Source organism: Paracoccus sp. PARArs4 (assembly GCF_947311865.1).
Lineage (GTDB): Bacteria > Pseudomonadota > Alphaproteobacteria > Rhodobacterales > Rhodobacteraceae > Paracoccus > Paracoccus zeaxanthinifaciens.
The window spans coordinates 251,577-267,943 of record NZ_CAMZMW010000002.1 but is presented as its reverse complement, the minus strand read 5'-3'; the positions used below and the strand labels follow the sequence as shown (position 1 = coordinate 267,943).

General features: G+C 69.4%; 15 protein-coding genes. 11 read left to right on the top strand and 4 right to left on the bottom strand.

Annotated elements, in window-relative coordinates; translation table 11 throughout:
• Positions 1 to 2,201, bottom strand: a 2,201-nt coding sequence (locus QMZ16_RS02830) for an AAA family ATPase (RefSeq protein WP_282602042.1), incomplete at its 3' end; no start/stop codon positions are given.
• A 100-nt stretch (positions 2,202 to 2,301) separates the two neighbouring features.
• Here QMZ16_RS02830 and QMZ16_RS02825 point away from each other — a divergent pair.
• From QMZ16_RS02825 to QMZ16_RS02815, 3 genes are all read left to right on the top strand, one after another.
• A complete protein-coding gene (locus QMZ16_RS02825) occupies positions 2,302 to 2,685 on the top strand; it encodes a CidA/LrgA family protein (RefSeq protein ID WP_282602041.1) in 384 nt (127 codons plus the stop codon).
• Positions 2,682 to 3,383 carry an LrgB family protein gene (locus tag QMZ16_RS02820; RefSeq protein WP_282602040.1) on the top strand — a complete coding sequence of 234 codons (702 nt, stop codon included), beginning with the start codon at positions 2,682 to 2,684 and terminating at the stop codon, positions 3,381 to 3,383. Before QMZ16_RS02825 ends, QMZ16_RS02820 begins: the two co-directional genes overlap by 4 nt.
• A gap of 121 nt (positions 3,384 to 3,504) precedes the next feature.
• Entirely contained in the window at positions 3,505 to 4,563 is a 1,059-nt protein-coding gene (locus tag QMZ16_RS02815) for a glycosyltransferase 61 family protein (RefSeq protein WP_282602039.1), read from the top strand.
• Here QMZ16_RS02815 and mog read toward each other — a convergent pair.
• Both mog and QMZ16_RS02805 read right to left on the bottom strand, forming a co-directional pair.
• On the bottom strand, positions 4,544 to 5,077 hold the full coding sequence (mog, locus tag QMZ16_RS02810; protein ID WP_282602037.1) for a molybdopterin adenylyltransferase: 534 nt from the start codon (positions 5,075 to 5,077) through the stop codon (positions 4,544 to 4,546). The genes QMZ16_RS02815 and mog overlap by 20 nt on opposite strands.
• Positions 5,078 to 5,183: 106 nt before the next feature.
• Positions 5,184 to 6,410 (bottom strand): argininosuccinate synthase, encoded by a 1,227-nt coding sequence (locus QMZ16_RS02805; protein ID WP_282602036.1) that lies wholly within the window; start codon positions 6,408 to 6,410, stop codon positions 5,184 to 5,186.
• Positions 6,411 to 6,516: 106 nt separating this feature from the next.
• Between QMZ16_RS02805 and QMZ16_RS02800 the strand changes: the two genes are divergently transcribed.
• From QMZ16_RS02800 to QMZ16_RS02790, 3 genes are all read left to right on the top strand, one after another.
• Positions 6,517 to 7,251: a hypothetical protein gene (locus tag QMZ16_RS02800; protein ID WP_282602035.1), complete on the top strand. Its 735-nt coding sequence runs from the start codon at positions 6,517 to 6,519 to the stop codon at positions 7,249 to 7,251.
• A 40-nt stretch (positions 7,252 to 7,291) separates the two neighbouring features.
• Positions 7,292 to 8,533 carry a threonine ammonia-lyase IlvA gene (ilvA, locus tag QMZ16_RS02795; RefSeq protein ID WP_282602034.1) on the top strand — a complete coding sequence of 414 codons (1,242 nt, stop codon included), beginning with the start codon at positions 7,292 to 7,294 and terminating at the stop codon, positions 8,531 to 8,533.
• A 107-nt stretch (positions 8,534 to 8,640) separates the two neighbouring features.
• A complete protein-coding gene (locus QMZ16_RS02790) occupies positions 8,641 to 9,939 on the top strand; it encodes a response regulator (RefSeq protein WP_282602033.1) in 1,299 nt (432 codons plus the stop codon).
• Here QMZ16_RS02790 and QMZ16_RS02785 read toward each other — a convergent pair.
• The gene (locus tag QMZ16_RS02785) at positions 9,920 to 10,357 is read right to left on the bottom strand and encodes an NUDIX domain-containing protein (RefSeq protein ID WP_282602032.1); all 438 of its coding nucleotides are present in this window, start codon (positions 10,355 to 10,357) and stop codon (positions 9,920 to 9,922) included. The genes QMZ16_RS02790 and QMZ16_RS02785 overlap by 20 nt on opposite strands.
• 150 nt (positions 10,358 to 10,507) lie before the next feature.
• On the opposite strand from QMZ16_RS02785, the gene QMZ16_RS02780 reads away from it, so the two are divergent.
• The 5 genes from QMZ16_RS02780 to QMZ16_RS02760 are packed head-to-tail and all read left to right on the top strand — an operon-like array spanning position 10,508 to position 16,338.
• Complete coding sequence (locus QMZ16_RS02780) at positions 10,508 to 11,536, top strand: Hsp33 family molecular chaperone HslO (protein WP_282602031.1); 1,029 nt, start codon at positions 10,508 to 10,510, stop codon at positions 11,534 to 11,536.
• Complete coding sequence (locus tag QMZ16_RS02775) at positions 11,533 to 12,126, top strand: CoA pyrophosphatase (protein WP_022705794.1); 594 nt, start codon at positions 11,533 to 11,535, stop codon at positions 12,124 to 12,126. The genes QMZ16_RS02780 and QMZ16_RS02775 overlap by 4 nt, the downstream gene beginning before the upstream one ends.
• Positions 12,123 to 13,280 carry a CCA tRNA nucleotidyltransferase gene (locus QMZ16_RS02770; protein ID WP_282602030.1) on the top strand — a complete coding sequence of 386 codons (1,158 nt, stop codon included), beginning with the start codon at positions 12,123 to 12,125 and terminating at the stop codon, positions 13,278 to 13,280. Before QMZ16_RS02775 ends, QMZ16_RS02770 begins: the two co-directional genes overlap by 4 nt.
• On the top strand, positions 13,277 to 15,121 hold the full coding sequence (locus QMZ16_RS02765; RefSeq protein WP_282602029.1) for an ABC transporter ATP-binding protein: 1,845 nt from the start codon (positions 13,277 to 13,279) through the stop codon (positions 15,119 to 15,121). Before QMZ16_RS02770 ends, QMZ16_RS02765 begins: the two co-directional genes overlap by 4 nt.
• Entirely contained in the window at positions 15,118 to 16,338 is a 1,221-nt protein-coding gene (locus QMZ16_RS02760) for a class I SAM-dependent RNA methyltransferase (protein WP_282602028.1), read from the top strand. The genes QMZ16_RS02765 and QMZ16_RS02760 overlap by 4 nt, the downstream gene beginning before the upstream one ends.
• Positions 16,339 to 16,367: the final 29 nt, after the last annotated feature.

Sequence of the window (16,367 nt, the reverse complement as noted above, 5' to 3'; positions counted from 1 at the left end):
TGACGGGCCAGTTCGCCGCGCGCGCTTTCGGCGCGGCTGCTGGCCATCGCCAGGTCGGATTCGGCGCGGGTCGCGGCGCGGGCGGCCTCGGACAGCAGGCGCTCGGCCTCCCGGCGGGCATCGCGGGCGGATTTCTCGGCCTCGGAGGCCGCCGCCAGCGCGCCGCGCGCATCCTCGTGCGCCTCGGCTGCGGCCTCGGCGCGGGCCTGCGCGGTTTCGGACTGGCGCGTGATCTCGGCCAGCTCGTTGACCTTCTGCAGGTGCAGCGCGGCGGACGAGGACGCCTCGCCGGCCATGACGCGCATCCCGTCCCACCGGAACAGATCGCCCGCAGGGGTCACCAGGCGCTGACCGGGCAGCAGCGCATGCTGCAGCGACGCGGCGCGGTCGGCATCGACCGCCAGCCCCGTCTGCGACAGGCGGCGGGCCAATTCGCGCGGTCCCTGCACATGCGGCGACAGGGGCTGAGCCCCTTCGGGCAGCGGCTGCGGGGCGTCCCAGAAGGGCAGCATGTGCCACCCCGAGCCGTCATCCGTGACGCCCGCGCGCAGATCGTCGCCAAGCGCCGCCCCGAAGGCGGTCTCGTAGCCGCGCGCGACCTCGACCCGGTCCAGCAGCGTGGCACCCCCCTGGCTGCCCCGTTCGACCAGCCGCTTCAGGGCGGCCATCTCGGCGGCAAGGGCGCTTGCCTCTCCCTCGGCCTCGGCGCGGGCGGAACGCGCGGCGCTCTCGATGCCCTCGCGGTCGGCGCGGGCCTCCTCGGCGGCGGCCAGCGCCTCTTCGGCGGCCTCGACGCGGTCGCGGGCCTGGCCCTGGGCGACATCGGCCCGTTCCAGCGCCTGCTGGGCATCCGTGCCGGACGCGGTGGCGCGGGCGACGGCCTCCTCGGCCTCGGAGGCGGCGCGGGTCGCACGGTCGGACATGGCGCGCAGATCGGCGACCAGGCGTTCGGCGGATTGGTGACGCGCGGCAAGACGGGCGGATTCGTCGGTCAGTTCGGCCAGCCGCTGCTCGACCTCGCGCAGCGCCTCCGAGGCCTGTTCGGCGGCCTCGGCTGCGGCGTCCAGCCGGTCGTCATGGCCCTCGGCGGCCTTTTCCAGCTCGGCCTGTTCCCAGGCCAGCCTCTCGACCACCTCGCCCGCGTCGCGGTTCAGCGATTCCTCGCGGTCGATATCGCGTTCCAGCTGGGCGATGCGCGATTCCAGCGCGGCGATGGCCTCGGTGGCGCGGGTCTCGGCATCCAGCAGCGCGTCGCGTTCGACGGTCAGGCGCGACAGGATCGCGGCGGCGATCTGCTCTTCCTCGCGCAGGGGGGGCAGCGATTCCTCGGCCAGGGCGCGGCGTTCCTCGGCCTCGGTCGCGGCATGGCCGGCCTCGGTCGCGGCGCGGATGGCGGCGGACAGCGCTTCGGAAGCGGCAAGGCGGGCGGCCTCGGCCTCGGACCAGCGGCGGAACAGCAGCACGCCCTCGGCCTGGCGCAGGGCGGCGCCGATCTCTCGGTATTTCGCGGCGGCGCGGGCCTGCCGCGCCAGCGTCGCCGCCTGCGAGGACAGCTGGTCCAGCGTGTCGTCCAGCCGCGACAGGTTCGTCTCGGCCCCGTTCAGCTTCAGCTCGGCCTCGTGGCGGCGGGCATAGAGCCCCGAGATCCCGGCAGCCTCCTCGAGGATGCGGCGGCGGCTTTTCGGTTTGGCGTTGATCAGTTCGCTGATCTGGCCCTGCCGCACCAGCGCCGGGCTGTGTGCGCCGGTCGAGGCATCGGCGAACAGCATCTGCACGTCGCGGGCCCGCACGTCCTTGCCCGCGATCTTGTAGGCGCTGCCCGCGTCGCGGGTGATGCGGCGGGTGATGTCGAAGCCGTCGTCGTCGTTGAAGCCCGCGGGCGCCAGCCGGTCGCGGTTGTCCACAGACAGCGACACCTCGGCATGGGCGCGGGCGGGGCGGCGCGCGGTGCCCGCGAAGATCACGTCCTCCATCCCGTCGCCGCGCATGGCGGTGGGGCGGTTCTCGCCCATGACCCAGCGCAGGGCCTCCAGCAGGTTCGACTTGCCGCAGCCGTTCGGACCGACCACGCCGGTCAGCCCCTCGCGGATGACAAGATCCGTGGGGTCGACGAAGCTCTTGAAGCCGTTGAGCCGCAGCCTGTCGAAGCGCAATGGGTCCACCTTGGTCGGGGTCGGTCGGGGATTGTCCCAATCCCGCATCGGCAAGTCAACCGCAACCCCATATCTGGCGGGGTTTCGCCGCCCCCTCCACAAGATGAACGGGGCTGGCGCAGGGCAATGTGCCGCAGTATCCTGCGGCATGATCCCCGGCCTTGCCATCATCCTCTGTTTCCAGCTTGCGGGCGAGGTCGCGACCCGCGCCCTGGGCCTTCCCGTGCCCGGCCCCGTGCTGGGCATGATCCTGATGGTGGCCGCCTGCGCGATGCGGCCCAGGCTGACCACCCGCATCCGCCCCGTCGCCGAAGGGCTGCTGGCGAACCTGTCGCTGTTCTTCGTGCCCGCGGGCGTGGGGGTGGTGGCGCATCTGGCGCTGATCCGCGAACAGGGCGTCGCGCTGGCCGTGGCGATCGCGGTCTCGACGGTGCTGGCCATCGCGATCGGGGCGCTGGTCTTTCAATGGGTGTCGCGCCTGACCGGCACGACCGATCCGAACGCCGTGAAATCCGGGAAGGGGGCGCGATGATCTGGTCCTACCTGACGCAGGAGCCCCTGATCTGGCTGACCGCCACGCTTCTGGCCTATCTTGCCGGGACCGCCTGTTCGCGCGCCACGGGCGGCCAGAGCTGGGCGAACCCGGTGATGATCGCGGTCATCCTGCTGGGGGCGCTCTTGTCCCTGACGGGCACGGATTACGCGACCTATTTCGAGGGCGCGCAGTTCGTGCATTTCATGCTGGGCCCCGCGACGGTCGCGTTAGGCCTGCCTTTGCTGGACAACCTGCACCGCCTGCGCCGCGCGGCCCTGCCGATGATCGCGGCGCTGCTGGCGGGGTCGGGCACGGCGGTGATCAGCGCGCTGGCCATCGCCCGCGCCATGGGCGTCGAGGGCACCGTGCTGGCGTCGCTTGCGCCGAAGTCCACGACCGCCCCCGTCGCCATCGGCATCGCCGAGCGGTTGGGCGGTGAGCCCACGCTGACCGCCGTGATGGTCCTGCTGACCGGCATCTTCGGCGCGGTGGTGGTCACGCCCTTTCTGGACCTGCTGCGCATCCGCGACTGGCGCGCGCGCGGCTTCGCCATCGGGGTCGCGGCGCACGGGATCGGGACCGCCCGCGCATTCCAGGTGAACCAGACCGCCGGTGCGTTCTCGGGCATCGGGATGGGGCTGAACGCCGTGCTGACGGCGATCATCGCGCCCTTGGCGCTGGCGGCCTTCGGCTGACCTCGGCTCGGGCGGCGATTCGAAGCCTAGATCACCCGCACCTTTCCGCATCCCGCTCAAGATGCATGACATGCAAGGGAATTGGGGTATAGTTCACGGGTACGGTTCCCGGTTCCCTGTCATGATGTCCTTTGTTCCCCTGACCCACCGCGTCAAGCGCATCGCCGGAAGATCACGCGGGCTTGCCGAGGCCGCAGCCGAGGTCGTGGTCCTTGCCCCGTCCGAGGTTTCGCGGCGCAGCAGGGCGATATACCTTCCCGGCCAGCTGGACAAAATCGTTGCCGCACAGGCCGACACGTCGATTGCCCATGAATTGCAGCGGATCGATTGCTCGAAGGTCGTTCACGATCCGACGCTGGCCTTTCGTCTTGTCGATGCGCAGCTTCTGGGCGGAACGCTGTTCGCCGCCGGGACGATGCACCAGATGGTGGGGCGACACTCTCCGCGCATCCGGGGCCGCACCCAGCAACGGATCGAGGATACGGTCGCGCTTGTCGGAACGCCCGTCAGCGACCTCTATTTCGGGCACCGCGTCGTCGACGACAATGTGACGGCGCTGATGGCCGCGGAATTCGGCCTGGTCTGCCACCCCAAGGCGGTCCAGCGACCGGACTGGCCTCATGTCCGCGCCTATGGGCAGGCCCTGGGCACGACCTGCCACGAGATCGGCGATGTCGATCTTTCCGAGGCTTGGGTCTTTCAGGACCACGGCATGACCGATCACCGCCGCCAGCGGATGAAGCGACTGCGCGACAGGCTGCGGCTGGATACGGGCGGTGGCCAGGGGGTCGTGATCACGCGCGGATCGTCGGGCCAGGCAAGGCGACTGCGCAACGAGGGCGAAATCGTCGACATGCTTTGCGTAAAGGGATTCGAAGTGGTCGACCCGCAACGCGACGACCTGGGCACCATCCGCCAGAAGCTGTCCAACGCCTCCACCGTCGTCGGGGTCGAGGGCAGCGCGCTTGCCCATGCGCTGCTGCTGGGCGCAGACGACATGATGCTTCTGACGATCCAGCCGCCCAGCAGGTTCAACAACCTGTGGAAGGATTTCACCGACCTGATGGGAATGCATTACGGCTTCGTCGTGGCCGAGGGCCAAGGAGAGGATTTCACCGTCGATTGCGATGACATCCTCCGGACGCTCGACCTGAGGCCGGTCACTTCGCCCTGGGCCTGAACGCCTCGATCCGGGCGGGGTCGGTCTCGATCCGGGCGGCGCCCAGCAGGTCCAGGCAATAGGGGACGGCAGCGAAGACCGCGTCCAGACAGGTCGCGATGGCCGAGGGTTTGCCGGGGATGGTGATGATCAGCGTCCGGCCGCGGCTGACGGCGGTCTGGCGCGACAGGATCGCGGTCGGCACCTCGCGCAGCGATGCACGGCGCATTTCCTCGCCAAAGCCCGGATATTCGCGCTCGGCCACGTCGGACACGGCCTCGGGTGTCAGGTCGCGCGGCGCGGGGCCGGTGCCGCCGGTCACAAGGATCAGATCGGCCCCGCCGTCCGCCAGTTCGCGCAGCTTGCCGGCCACGATCTCTCGGCCGTCGGGGACGATATGCCGGTCGATCACCATGTCCGAGGTGATGACCCCGCGCAGCCAGGCCTCGGCCCCCGGACCGCCCTTGTCCTCGTATGCGCCGCTGGCGGCGCGGTCGCTGACGGTCAGGATGGCGATGCGGGCGGGACGGGTCATGGGGCGGCCTTTCGATGATGCGCGGCCAATCTGACGAGGCGCGGCGCAAAAGGAAACCCCGCCGGACAAAGGTCCGACGGGGCCGTGGAAACGCGTATCGCGGCGCTTACTTGAAGCGGGCGTTGCGGTTCGCGACCAGCTTCAGGCGCAGGGCGTTCAGCTTGATGAAGCCAGCCGCGTCCTTCTGGTCGTAGGCACCGGCGTCATCCTCGAAGGTGACATGCGCCTCGGAATAGAGCGAGTGATCCGACCAGCGGCCCACGCAGGTCGCGCTGCCCTTGTAGAGCTTCAGGCGGACGGTGCCGCTGACGTGTTCCTGCGACTTGTCGATGGCGGCCTGCAGCATCTCGCGCTCGGGGCTGAACCAGAAGCCGTTGTAGATCAGCTCGGCATAGCGGGGCATCAGGCTGTCCTTGAGGTGACCCGCGCCGCTGTCCAGCGTGATCTGCTCGATCCCGCGATGCGCCTCCAGCAGGACGGTGCCGCCGGGCGTTTCATAGATGCCGCGCGACTTCATGCCGACGAAGCGGTTTTCCACGAAGTCCAGACGACCGATGCCGTGCTTGCCGCCCAGCTCGTTCAGCTTGGTCAGGATCGCGGCGGGCGACATGGCCTCGCCATCGATCGCGACCGCATCGCCCTTCTCGAAGGTCACCTCGATGAATTCGGGCGTCTCGGGGGCGTCCTCGGGGGCGACGGTGCGCTGATAGACATATTCGGGCGCGGCATCGGCGGGGTTCTCCAGCGCCTTGCCCTCGCTCGAGGTATGCAGCAGGTTCGCGTCGACGCTGAAGGGCGCCTCACCGCGCTTGTCCTTGGCGATGGGGATCTGGTTCTGTTCGGCGAACTCGATCAGCTTGGTGCGGCTGGTCAGATCCCATTCACGCCAGGGGGCGATGACCTTGATCGACGGGTCCAGCGCATAGGCCGACAGCTCGAACCGGACCTGGTCGTTGCCCTTGCCCGTCGCGCCATGGGCCACGGCATCGGCACCATGCTTCTTCGCCAGCTCGACCAGCCGCTGAGAGATCAGCGGCCGCGCGATCGAGGTGCCCAGCAGGTACAGCCCCTCGTACAGCGCGTTGGCGCGGAACATCGGGAAGACGAAATCGCGGACGAATTCCTCGCGCAGATCCTCGATATGGATGTTCTCGGGCGCGATGCCCAGCATCTCGGCCTTGGCGCGGGCCGGTTCCAGTTCCTCGCCCTGCCCCAGATCGGCAGTGAAGGTGATGACCTCGCAGCCGTATTCGGTCTGCAGCCATTTCAGGATGATCGAGGTGTCCAATCCGCCCGAATAGGCTAGGACGACTTTTTTCGGCGCGTCGGTCATGCGGTTAACCCTTCATCGAATTTTCGCAGGGAATACGGCGTTCCGCGCGTTGTCACAAGGGTTCGACACGGATTACGGTCCGACGGCATTCAATAAGGGCATTTCCATGCTGGCCTTTCGACTTCTCCGCCATTCCATTCTGCAGCTGACCGGCAATCTGGGCGCGGCGCTGACCCTCTCGGTCCAGCCGCTGCTGATTGCGGCCCTGGGCATCGGCATCGGGCTGGCCGCGCGGCAGGTCTTCATCGGCGGCGATGCGCCCGGGATCGCGGTCGCGGCGGTGACTATCGCGATGGCCGCGACCTTCGTGCTGGCCTTCGTCAGCCTGGCCGCATCCTGGCATCGGTTCATTCTTCTGGATGAGCGTCCCCGTGTTCTGCGTCCGATCGGACGCCCGGAGCTGCGTTACGCCACAGCATCCGTGAAGCTGGCGCTTCTCCTCATGCTGCCGGGCCTGATGTTCGTGCTCTTGGGCCAGACGCTGATGATTGCCCTTGGAGGGGGCATCGGCCTCTATTTCGTCATCTTCATGATGTCGGGCTTCGTCCTTGCCGTTTTTGGTCTGCGTCTGGGAATCGGACTTGCCGGGGCCGCGACTGGGGCCGAACGCCCGATGACGACCGGCTGGCATGCAGGCGGATCGCATCTGGGGGTGCTGATCGTCCTGGTCCTGTTCGTTCAGATCCTGACCATGGCCGTGAACCTGTTGCTGTCGCTGCCCCTGGCCGGTCTGGCGGAATTGCTCGCATCTTTGCTGTTCGGATGGTTCAACACCCTGCTGTGGCTGTCGCTCATCTCCACGCTCTGGGGGCATTTCGTCGAAGGTCGCGATCTGCGCTGAGCCCTTGCCAAGCGCCTTCTTTCGCGGCATGGCCTTGGCCATGGAAAATTTTGTCGCCTCCGTCCAGAAAGCCGAGGCCGCGCTTCGCGACCTGTTCGAGCCCACGCCCCTGCAGCGCAACGACCACCTGTCTGCCAAGTTCGGTGCCGACATCTGGCTGAAGCGCGAGGATCTGACACCGGTGCGCAGCTACAAGCTGCGCGGCGCGTTCAATGCCATGCGCAAGCTGGTCCGCCCCGGCGCGCCCGGCCACTTCGTCTGCGCCAGCGCGGGCAACCACGCGCAGGGCGTGGCCTATGCCTGCCGTCATTTCGGCGCCAAGGGCACGATCTTCATGCCCGTCACCACCCCCCAGCAGAAGATCCAGAAGACCCGCGTCTTCGGCGGCGACGCCATCGAGATCGTGCTGACCGGCGACTATTTCGACCAGACGCTGGCGGCGGCGCAGGCCTTCTGCGTCGAACAGGGCGCGGCCTTCCTGTCGCCCTTCGACGCGCCCGACGTGATCGAGGGTCAGGCGACCGTCGGGATGGAGATGCTCGACCAGCTGGGCTGCGCGCCCGACCTGGTGGTGCTGCCCGTGGGCGGCGGCGGCCTTGCATCGGGCGTCACCCGCTATCTTCGCGGGCTGTGCCCCGAAACGCAGTTCGCATTCGCCGAACCCGAAGGCGGCGCCAGCCTGCAGGCCGCCCTGCAGACCGGCAAGCCGGTCGCGCTGAACGCGGTCGACAGCTTCGTCGACGGGGCCGCCGTCGCCAAGCTGGGCGCCCTGCCCTACGAGCACCTGTCGCATTTCTCGTCCGATCAGGTCTTCCTGGCACCCGAGGACCGCATCTGCGGCACCATGCTGGAGATGCTGAACGCCGAGGGCATCGTGCTGGAACCCGCGGGTGCGCTGGCGCTGGACGTGCTGGCCGACATGGGCGATCTGACCGACAAGACCGTGGTCGTCGTCTGCTCGGGCGGGAATTTCGACTTCGAGCGCCTGCCCGAGGTCAAGGAACGCGCGCAGCGCTTCTCGGGGCTGAAGAAATACTTCGTCCTGCGCATGCCGCAGCGTCCGGGTGCGCTGCGCGACCTGCTGCAGCTTCTCGGTCCCGACGACGACATCGCCCGCTTCGAATATCTGAAGAAATCCGCGCGGAACTTCGGCTCGGTCCTGATCGGGATCGAGACGACGGCCCCTGCGAACCTGACATCGCTGATGGAGCGCCTGACCGAGAGCGGGTTCAACTTCCGCGACATCACCAATGACGGCATCCTGTCCGAGCTTCTGGTCTGACGCGTCCTCGGCGGCGCACCCCGCGCCGCCGAAATCCGCGCAAGTTTAGCGGTCGTCTGTTGCGCGCTTTACGGCTTCTTTACGCCGGTCGCGCTAGAGACGATGCCATGAAAGCCGCGAATCCCTCATCACGCACCAAGGCGACCGCGCCAGCCCCGCTGCGACGGCAGGCATTGCTTGCGGGGCCGGACGGGGTCTGCCGCAAGGCGCTGGCCGACCTGCTGGACGCGGCGGGGGTCGATTGCACGCTGGTCGATACCGGCGCCGATGCCCTGCGATCCGTCGATGCCCGCCAGCCCGACATCCTTCTGTCATCGGCCGCCCTGCCCGACATGACGGGGCTGGACCTGTGCCGCGACTTCCGCTCTCGGCCGGGGCCGCATTACGGCTATTTCCTGCTGCTGACGCCCGACCGCAGCGACGACGGCATGGCTGCGGGGCTTGCCGCCGGGGTGGACGATTTCCTGTCGCTTCCCGTCGCACGCCCCGAACTGCTGGCGCGTCTTGCCGCCGCCGAACGCATGCGCCGGATCGAGGACGACCTGCGCGCCACCAATTCCCGCCTGCGCAGCGCAATGGCCCAGCTGTCGGAAACCCAGGCCGCGATGGAACGCGACCTGCGCGAGGCACGCAAGCTGCAGCAGGGCCTGGTGCGCGAACGGTCGGGCCGCTTCGGCCAGATCGACATCAGCCTGCTTCTGCGTCCGGCGGGCCATATCGGGGGCGACCTCGTCGGGTTCTTTCCGATCGCGGGGGACTGGATCGGGGTCTATGCGCTGGACGTGTCGGGGCATGGCGTCACGGCCGCGCTGCTGACCGCGCAGCTGTCGGTGCACCTGTCGGGATCGTCGGACCTGAACGTCGCGCTGCGCGCCGCGCAGGGCGGGGTCGATCCGCGCGGCCCCGGCGCTCTGGCGCATTTCTTCAACGGCATGATGCTCGAGGAGATGAACACCGACAGCTACTTCACGATGATCTATGCCGAACTGAACCACGTCACGGGCCAGCTGCGCATGGTGCAGGCGGGCCACCCCCATCCCGTGCTGCAACGCGCCGACGGCCGGGTCGAGCATCTGGGCCAAGGCGGCATGCCGATCGGCGTCTTCGAACGCCCCATCTTCGACGAGATGGAGCTGCGTCTGGAACCGGGGGACCGCCTTCTGATCACCTCGGACGGGGTGACCGAGGCCGCGTCCCCGAACGGCGTGCAGCTGGGCGACGAGGGGCTGGAGGCGATCCTGCGCACCAACGCCTTCCTGTCCGGCCACGGGTTCCTGGAATCGATGGCCTGGTCGGTGTCGGAATACAGCCGCGGCGAAAGGCTGGACGACGTGTCCGCCGTCCTGATCGAGATGCGGGGCGACAGCCGCGTCACCCCCATGCCCGTCAGGCCAGCCAGGCCCTGAGCGCGGCCAGCGAACCCGCATCCTCCAGCAGGTCCAGCGCCTCGTGGGGGGTGACCCAATGCGCGCTGTGGCCCGGTTCGGTCGGGGGTCCGATGCGCAGCGTCGGGCGCGCGGCCCAGATCTCGCAGCGCTTCTCGGCGTGGAAGCCAAGTTCGGGCATGTGGCAGAACCGGCGATAGGCACCGATCCGCTGTGCGTGCCCGATCCGCCAGCCGGTTTCCTCGAAGACCTCGCGATGCAGCGCGCGGATCGGGGATTCGCCCGGATCGACCCCCCCGCCGGGCAGCTGGAATTCATGTTCGGGCTGCCGCTGGAAGGTCAGCAGGATCCGCCCCTCGCGCCACAGGATCGCATAGGCCCCCGCCCGCCTGCGATAGCGGCGCGTGGCAAGCGGCGGCGGTCCGAAACGCGGAATCATGGCTTGTTCCCCCTGGCGGCGATATGCGCTCCGGTGATACCGCGCATGTCCTGCGGGCGAAAGCCGGGCCCTTGGGATCGCCGCAAAATCGCCTATATTGGGCCCCGACCCGGCGCTTCGCCCCCCGGACAAGAATTTCAAGGAAGCCTGATGAACAAGATCAACCAGATAGCCTGGGACGATACGGTCCTGCCGTTTCAGCTGGACCGCTCGGACATCCGCGGCCGCGTGGCCCGGCTGGACGGCGTTCTGGACCACATCCTCACCCGCCACGACTATCCCGCGCCCGTCGCCGCGCTGGTGGCCGAGATCGCGCTGCTGACGGCGCTGATCGGCCCCACCATGAAGCTGCGCTGGAAGCTGAGCCTGCAGGTCCGCGGCACCGGCGCGATCCGCACGCTGGCGGCGGATTACTATGCCCCGGAATCCGACGGCAAACCCGCGCGCATCCGCGCCTGGGCCAGCTTCGACGAGGATCGGCTGGACGCCTCGCAGCCCTTCGCGCAGATCGGCGACGGGTATTTCGCGATCCTGATCGACCAGGGCCAAGGCAGCACGCCCTATCAGGGGATCACGCCCCTGGCGGGCGGGTCGCTGTCGGCCTGCGCGCAGACCTATTTCGCGCAGTCCGAACAGCTGCCGACGCGCTTTAGCCTGGCCTCGGGCCATTCGCACCTGCCGGGCAGCGACGCGCAATGGCGCGCGGGCGGCGTGATGCTGCAGACCCTGCCCGCCCAGCCGCAGGTCGGCCCCGAGGGCGGCAGCGGCAAGGACGGCCTGATCGAGGCCGCCGACATCCTGCAGGGCGGCGAATCCGAGGACTGGAACCGCGCCAACATGCTGCTCGACACCGTCGAGACGCTGGAGCTGATCGGCCCCTCGGTCGGGCCGACCGACCTGCTGGTGCGCCTGTTCCACGAAGAGGCCCCGCGCGTCTACGACCCCCAGCCGGTCGAGTTCGGCTGCTCGTGCAGCTCGGACCGGGTGCGCGGCACGCTGTCGATCTATTCCGCCAAGGATATCGATCACATGACCACCGACGAGGGGATCGTGACCGCCGATTGCCAGTTCTGCGGCGCGCATTACGAATTCGACCCCAGCAGCCTGGGGTTCGAGGCGACCGTCGATCACGAAGGCAACCCCGTGGAGGCCCAGCCGGACCCGAAGGAGGGGCAGTGATTCCCGACTGGTCCGGCGATACCCTGCGCCGGGCCCTTGCCGCGTCGGGCGCGGCCAGCTCGGATTACGACCTGAACCCCGACGCGACCCCGCCCGATGCGCCCCTGCGCCGGGCGGGCGTCCTGGCCGCCTTCCACGCCGATGACGGGCGGCTGGTGCTGACCAAGCGCGCATCGGGCCTGCGCCATCATCCGGGCCAGATCGCCCTGCCCGGCGGCAAGGTCGATCCATCCGATGCCGACGAGACCGCCGCCGCCCTGCGAGAGGCCCGGGAGGAAGTCGGCCTCGACCCCGCATCCGTCACCATCCTCGGCACGCTGCCCATGCACCGCACGGTCACGGGCTTCGCCGTCACGCCCATCGTCGGGCTGATCACCGGCCCCTTCGATCCGCGCCCCGAACCCGGAGAGGTGCAGGAGGTCTTCACCCTGCCCTTCGCCCATGTCGCCGATCCCGACCGCTATGTCATCCATCGCAGGCGCTGGCGCGGCGGGTGGCGGGCCTATCAGGCGGCGCCCTTCGGGCCGTATTACCTGTGGGGCGCGACCGCGCGCATCCTGTTCGGCCTGTCCGAAAGGCTGGCGCGATGACCCGGATGCCCGCCCGCATCATGGACGATCCCGACCTGCGCCGCGTGCTGGGCGTGCTGACCCGTGACGGGGCGCGCGCCTGGCTGGTCGGCGGCGCGGTCCGCAACGCGCTGCTGGATCAGCCGGTGGACGATATCGACATCGCGACCGACGCGCTGCCGCAGCGGGTCATGGCGATGGCCGCGGATGCGGGCCTGCGCGCGGTTCCCACGGGCATCGACCACGGCACCGTCACGCTGGTCGCGGGCGGCAAGGGATACGAGATCACGACCCTGCGCCGCGACGTGGAAACCGATGGCCGCCACGCGGTCGTCAGCTTCTCGGACGACCTGACCGAGGATGCGGCGCGGCGCGACTTCACGATGAACGCGCTGTACGCGGACCCCGACGGCGTGGTGCTGGACCCGATGGGCGGGCTGCCCGACCTTGCGGCGCGGCGGCTGCGCTTCGTGGGCGATCCCGAACGCCGCATCGCCGAGGATTACCTGCGCATCCTACGCTTCTTCCGCTTCCTGGCCTGGTATGGCGACGATGCGGACCCGCAGGCCGTCGATGCCTGTGCCGCGCTGGCGGGTGGGCTGGACCGCATCGCCCGCGAACGCATCGGCGCCGAGATGCGCAAGCTGCTGGCCGCGCCGGATCCGCGCGCCTCGGTCGCGCTGATGGCGCGGACGGGGGTTCTGGCGCATCTGCTGCCGGGCGCCGATCCCGATGCGCTGGCCGACCTGGTCGCGACCGAGATCGCGCTGGAGGAACCGCCCCGCTGGCCGCGCCGGCTGGCCGCGCTTGGCACCGATGCCGCCGACGCGCTGCGCCTGTCCAAGGCCGAGGCCCGCCACCAGCAGGCCCTGCGCGCCGCCGCCGACTGGTCCCTGGACGAGGCCGGTTACCGCATGGACCCCGATGCCGCACGCGACCATGCCGTGCTGACCGCGGCGCGCGGCGTGCCCCTGCCCCCCGAATGGCGCGAGCGGCTGGAGCGGGGGCGGTCCGCGCGCCTGCCGATCGCCGCGGCGGATCTTGCCCCCCTGCGCGGCCCTGCCATCGGACGCGGCCTTCGCGCCGCCGAGGCCGCCTGGATCGCCTCGGGCTTCGTGCTGCCCGCCCCCGCCCTGATCGACACCGCCATCGCCGCCGCCGAGGAGACCGCATGAACCTTCACGCCCGCATGGGTCGCATGGTCGACGCCTTCCGTCCCGCAGACGGCCCGCCGCCGCGCACGCTGCTGGCCTTCTTCCGCTGGTGCCTCTCGGGCGCGTGGAAGGGGCTGGGCTTTGCCGCCGTCGCATCCGCGATGGGCGGGCTTGCCGATGTCGTATCCGCCATGCTGCTGGGCCTGATGGTCGATGCGGTCACCGGCAGCACGCCCGGCAGCTTCTGGGCCGACAACTGGACCGCGATGATCCTGTTCATCGCCTTCTTCCTGTTGCTGCGCCCGGCAATCTTCGGGCTGTCCACCGCCAGCAGCAGCGTCATCGTCGGGCCAAACGTGCTGCCACTCGTGCTGTCGCGGCTGCATCGCTGGACGATGGGACAGTCCGTGACCTTCTTCGACAACGATTTCGCGGGGCGGCTGGCGCAGAAGCAGATGCAGACCGCGCGCGCCGTCACCGATGTCGCATCGGAACTGGTGAACGTCGTGGCCTTCGCCCTTGCCTCGGTGCTGGGATCGGCCGCGTTCCTGATCTCGGTCGATGGCTGGGGGGCGCTTGCGCTGGTGGTGTGGTTCGGCGCCTATCTGGGGCTGATCCGCTTCTTCCTGCCGCGCATCCGGGCGAAATCGGGCGCGCGCGCATCGGCCCGCGCGATGGTCACCGGACAGGTCGTGGACACGATCACCAACATCAAGACCGTCAAGCTGTTCGCCCATGACGACCACGAGGATCAGGCAGCCCTTGGCGCGATGGCGGGGTTCCGCGAACGCGCGCTGGATTTCGGGGTGGTGTCCACCTGGTTCCGCTTCTCGCTGATGTTCGTGGCGGGCATCCTGCCGGTGATCCTGGTCGGCGGCTCGGTCATCCTGTGGCGCGACGGCATGGCCAGCGTGGGCGATGTCGCGGCCTCGGGTGCGATCGCACTGCGGCTGTCGCAGATGACCGGCTGGGTCAGCATGGCGCTGATGGGCATGTGGGGCAATATCGGCGAGGTCGAGGACGGGATGAAGACCCTGTCGCCGCCCCACGCGCTGTCGGACGCCCCCGACGCCACCGCGATCGAGCGGGCCGAGGGCCGGATCGAGTTCGCGGGCGTGGGCTTCGCCTATGGCCGCCGCGCGGGCGGGTTGCAGGACCTGGACCTGGTGATCGAGCCTGGCCAGAAGATCGGCATCGTCGGCGCCTCGGGGGCGGGGAAATCGACCCTCGTGGCGCTGCTGCTGCGGCTCTATGATGTCGAGACGGGATCGATCCGGCTGGACGGGCGCGACCTGCGCCGCATCCGGCAGGACAGCCTGCGCCGCCAGATCGCGATGGTCACGCAGGAAACCGCGATGTTCAACCGCTCGGCCCGCGACAACATATTGTATGGTCGGCCCGGCGCGTCGCAGGACGACATCGTTGCCGCCGCCAAGGCCGCCGAGGCGCATGACTTCATTCTGGGGCTGGAGGATCACGCCGGCCGCAAGGGGTACGACGCCCATCTGGGCGAACGCGGGGTCAAGCTGTCGGGCGGCCAACGCCAGCGCATCGCCATCGCCCGCGCCTTCCTGAAGGACGCCCCGATCCTGGTCCTGGACGAGGCGACCAGCGCCCTCGACAGCGAGGTCGAGGCCCAGGTGCAGAACGCGCTGACCCGCGCGATGCGGGGCAAGACGGTGCTGGCCATCGCGCACCGCCTGTCCACCATCGCGGAACTGGACCGGATCGTGGTTCTGGATGGCGGTCGCATCGTCGAACAGGGCAGTCACGACGAACTGCTGGCGCAGAACGGGCTTTACGCGCGCTACTGGAACCGGCAATCGGGCGGCTTCCTGGGCACCGAGGAGGCGGCCGAATGAACTGGACCATCGAACGGCTGGGCCGTCGCGGCGACGGCGTAGCCCTGCGTGGCGACGAACGCGCGCTGGCGCCCCTGACCTTGCCGGGCGAAGAGATCGCGGGCGAGGTCGCGGACGGCCGGATCGCGCAGCCCAAGATCGTCACGCCCTCGCCCGACCGGGTCCGCCCGATCTGCACGCATTACCGCGCCTGCGGGGGCTGCTCGCTGATGCATGCCTCCGAGGGTTTCACCGCGGAATGGAAGGCGCAGGTGGTCGGCGCCGCCCTTGCCGCCCACGGGATCGAGGCGCGGGTGGACGGGGTCGACACCTCTCCGCTGCAATCGCGCAGGCGCGCGGTCCTGTCGGGCAAGCGCACGAAGAAGGGCGCGCTGCTGGGCTTCCACGCCCGCGCATCCGACGTGATCGTGGACCTGGCCGAATGCCACATCCTGCACCCCGCGATCATGGCCGCCCTGCCGCTGCTGCGGCGGGTGGTCGTGACGGGGGCGTCCCGGCAGGCCGAACTGACGCTGACGGTCATCCACACCCCCGAGGGGCTGGACGTGACCGTCACCGGCGGCAAGCCGATGGAGCCTGCGCTTTTCGCCGCACTGGCGGCCCTGGCCGAGGAAGGCGATCTTGCGCGCCTGACATGGGACGGCGAATCAATCACCCGTCGCGCCCCCGCCCTGCCGATGGGTCGCGCCCGCATGGTTCCGCCGCCCGCCGCCTTCCTGCAGGCCACCGCCGAGGGCGAGGCCGCGCTGCTGTCCGAGGTGCGTCGCATCACGCAGGGCGCGTCGCGGATCGCGGATCTCTTTTCCGGCTGCGGGACCTTCACCCTGCCCCTGGCGGAAACCGCCGAGATGCACGCGGTCGAGGGGCTGGACGCGCCACTGCGCGCGCTTGATTCGGCCTGGCGCGCGGCCAGCGGCCTGCGCCGCGTCACGACCGAGCTGCGCGACCTGGCCCGCCGCCCGCTTCTGCCCGACGAGCTGACGGAATTTGACGCGATCGTGATCGATCCGCCACGGGCCGGTGCCGCGGCACAGGTGGCCCAGATCGCCTTGGCGCGCGTGCCCCGACTGGCCTTCGTCGCCTGTGATCCGGTGAATTTCTCCAAGGATGCGCGCATCTTGGTCGATGCGGGATACCGGATCGAATCGCTGCGCGTGATCGACCAGTTCCGCTTTTCGCCACATGTCGAAATTGTCGCGCATTTAACGCTGGCTTAAGGCGCGGCTAGGCAAGATACGGCAGCTTG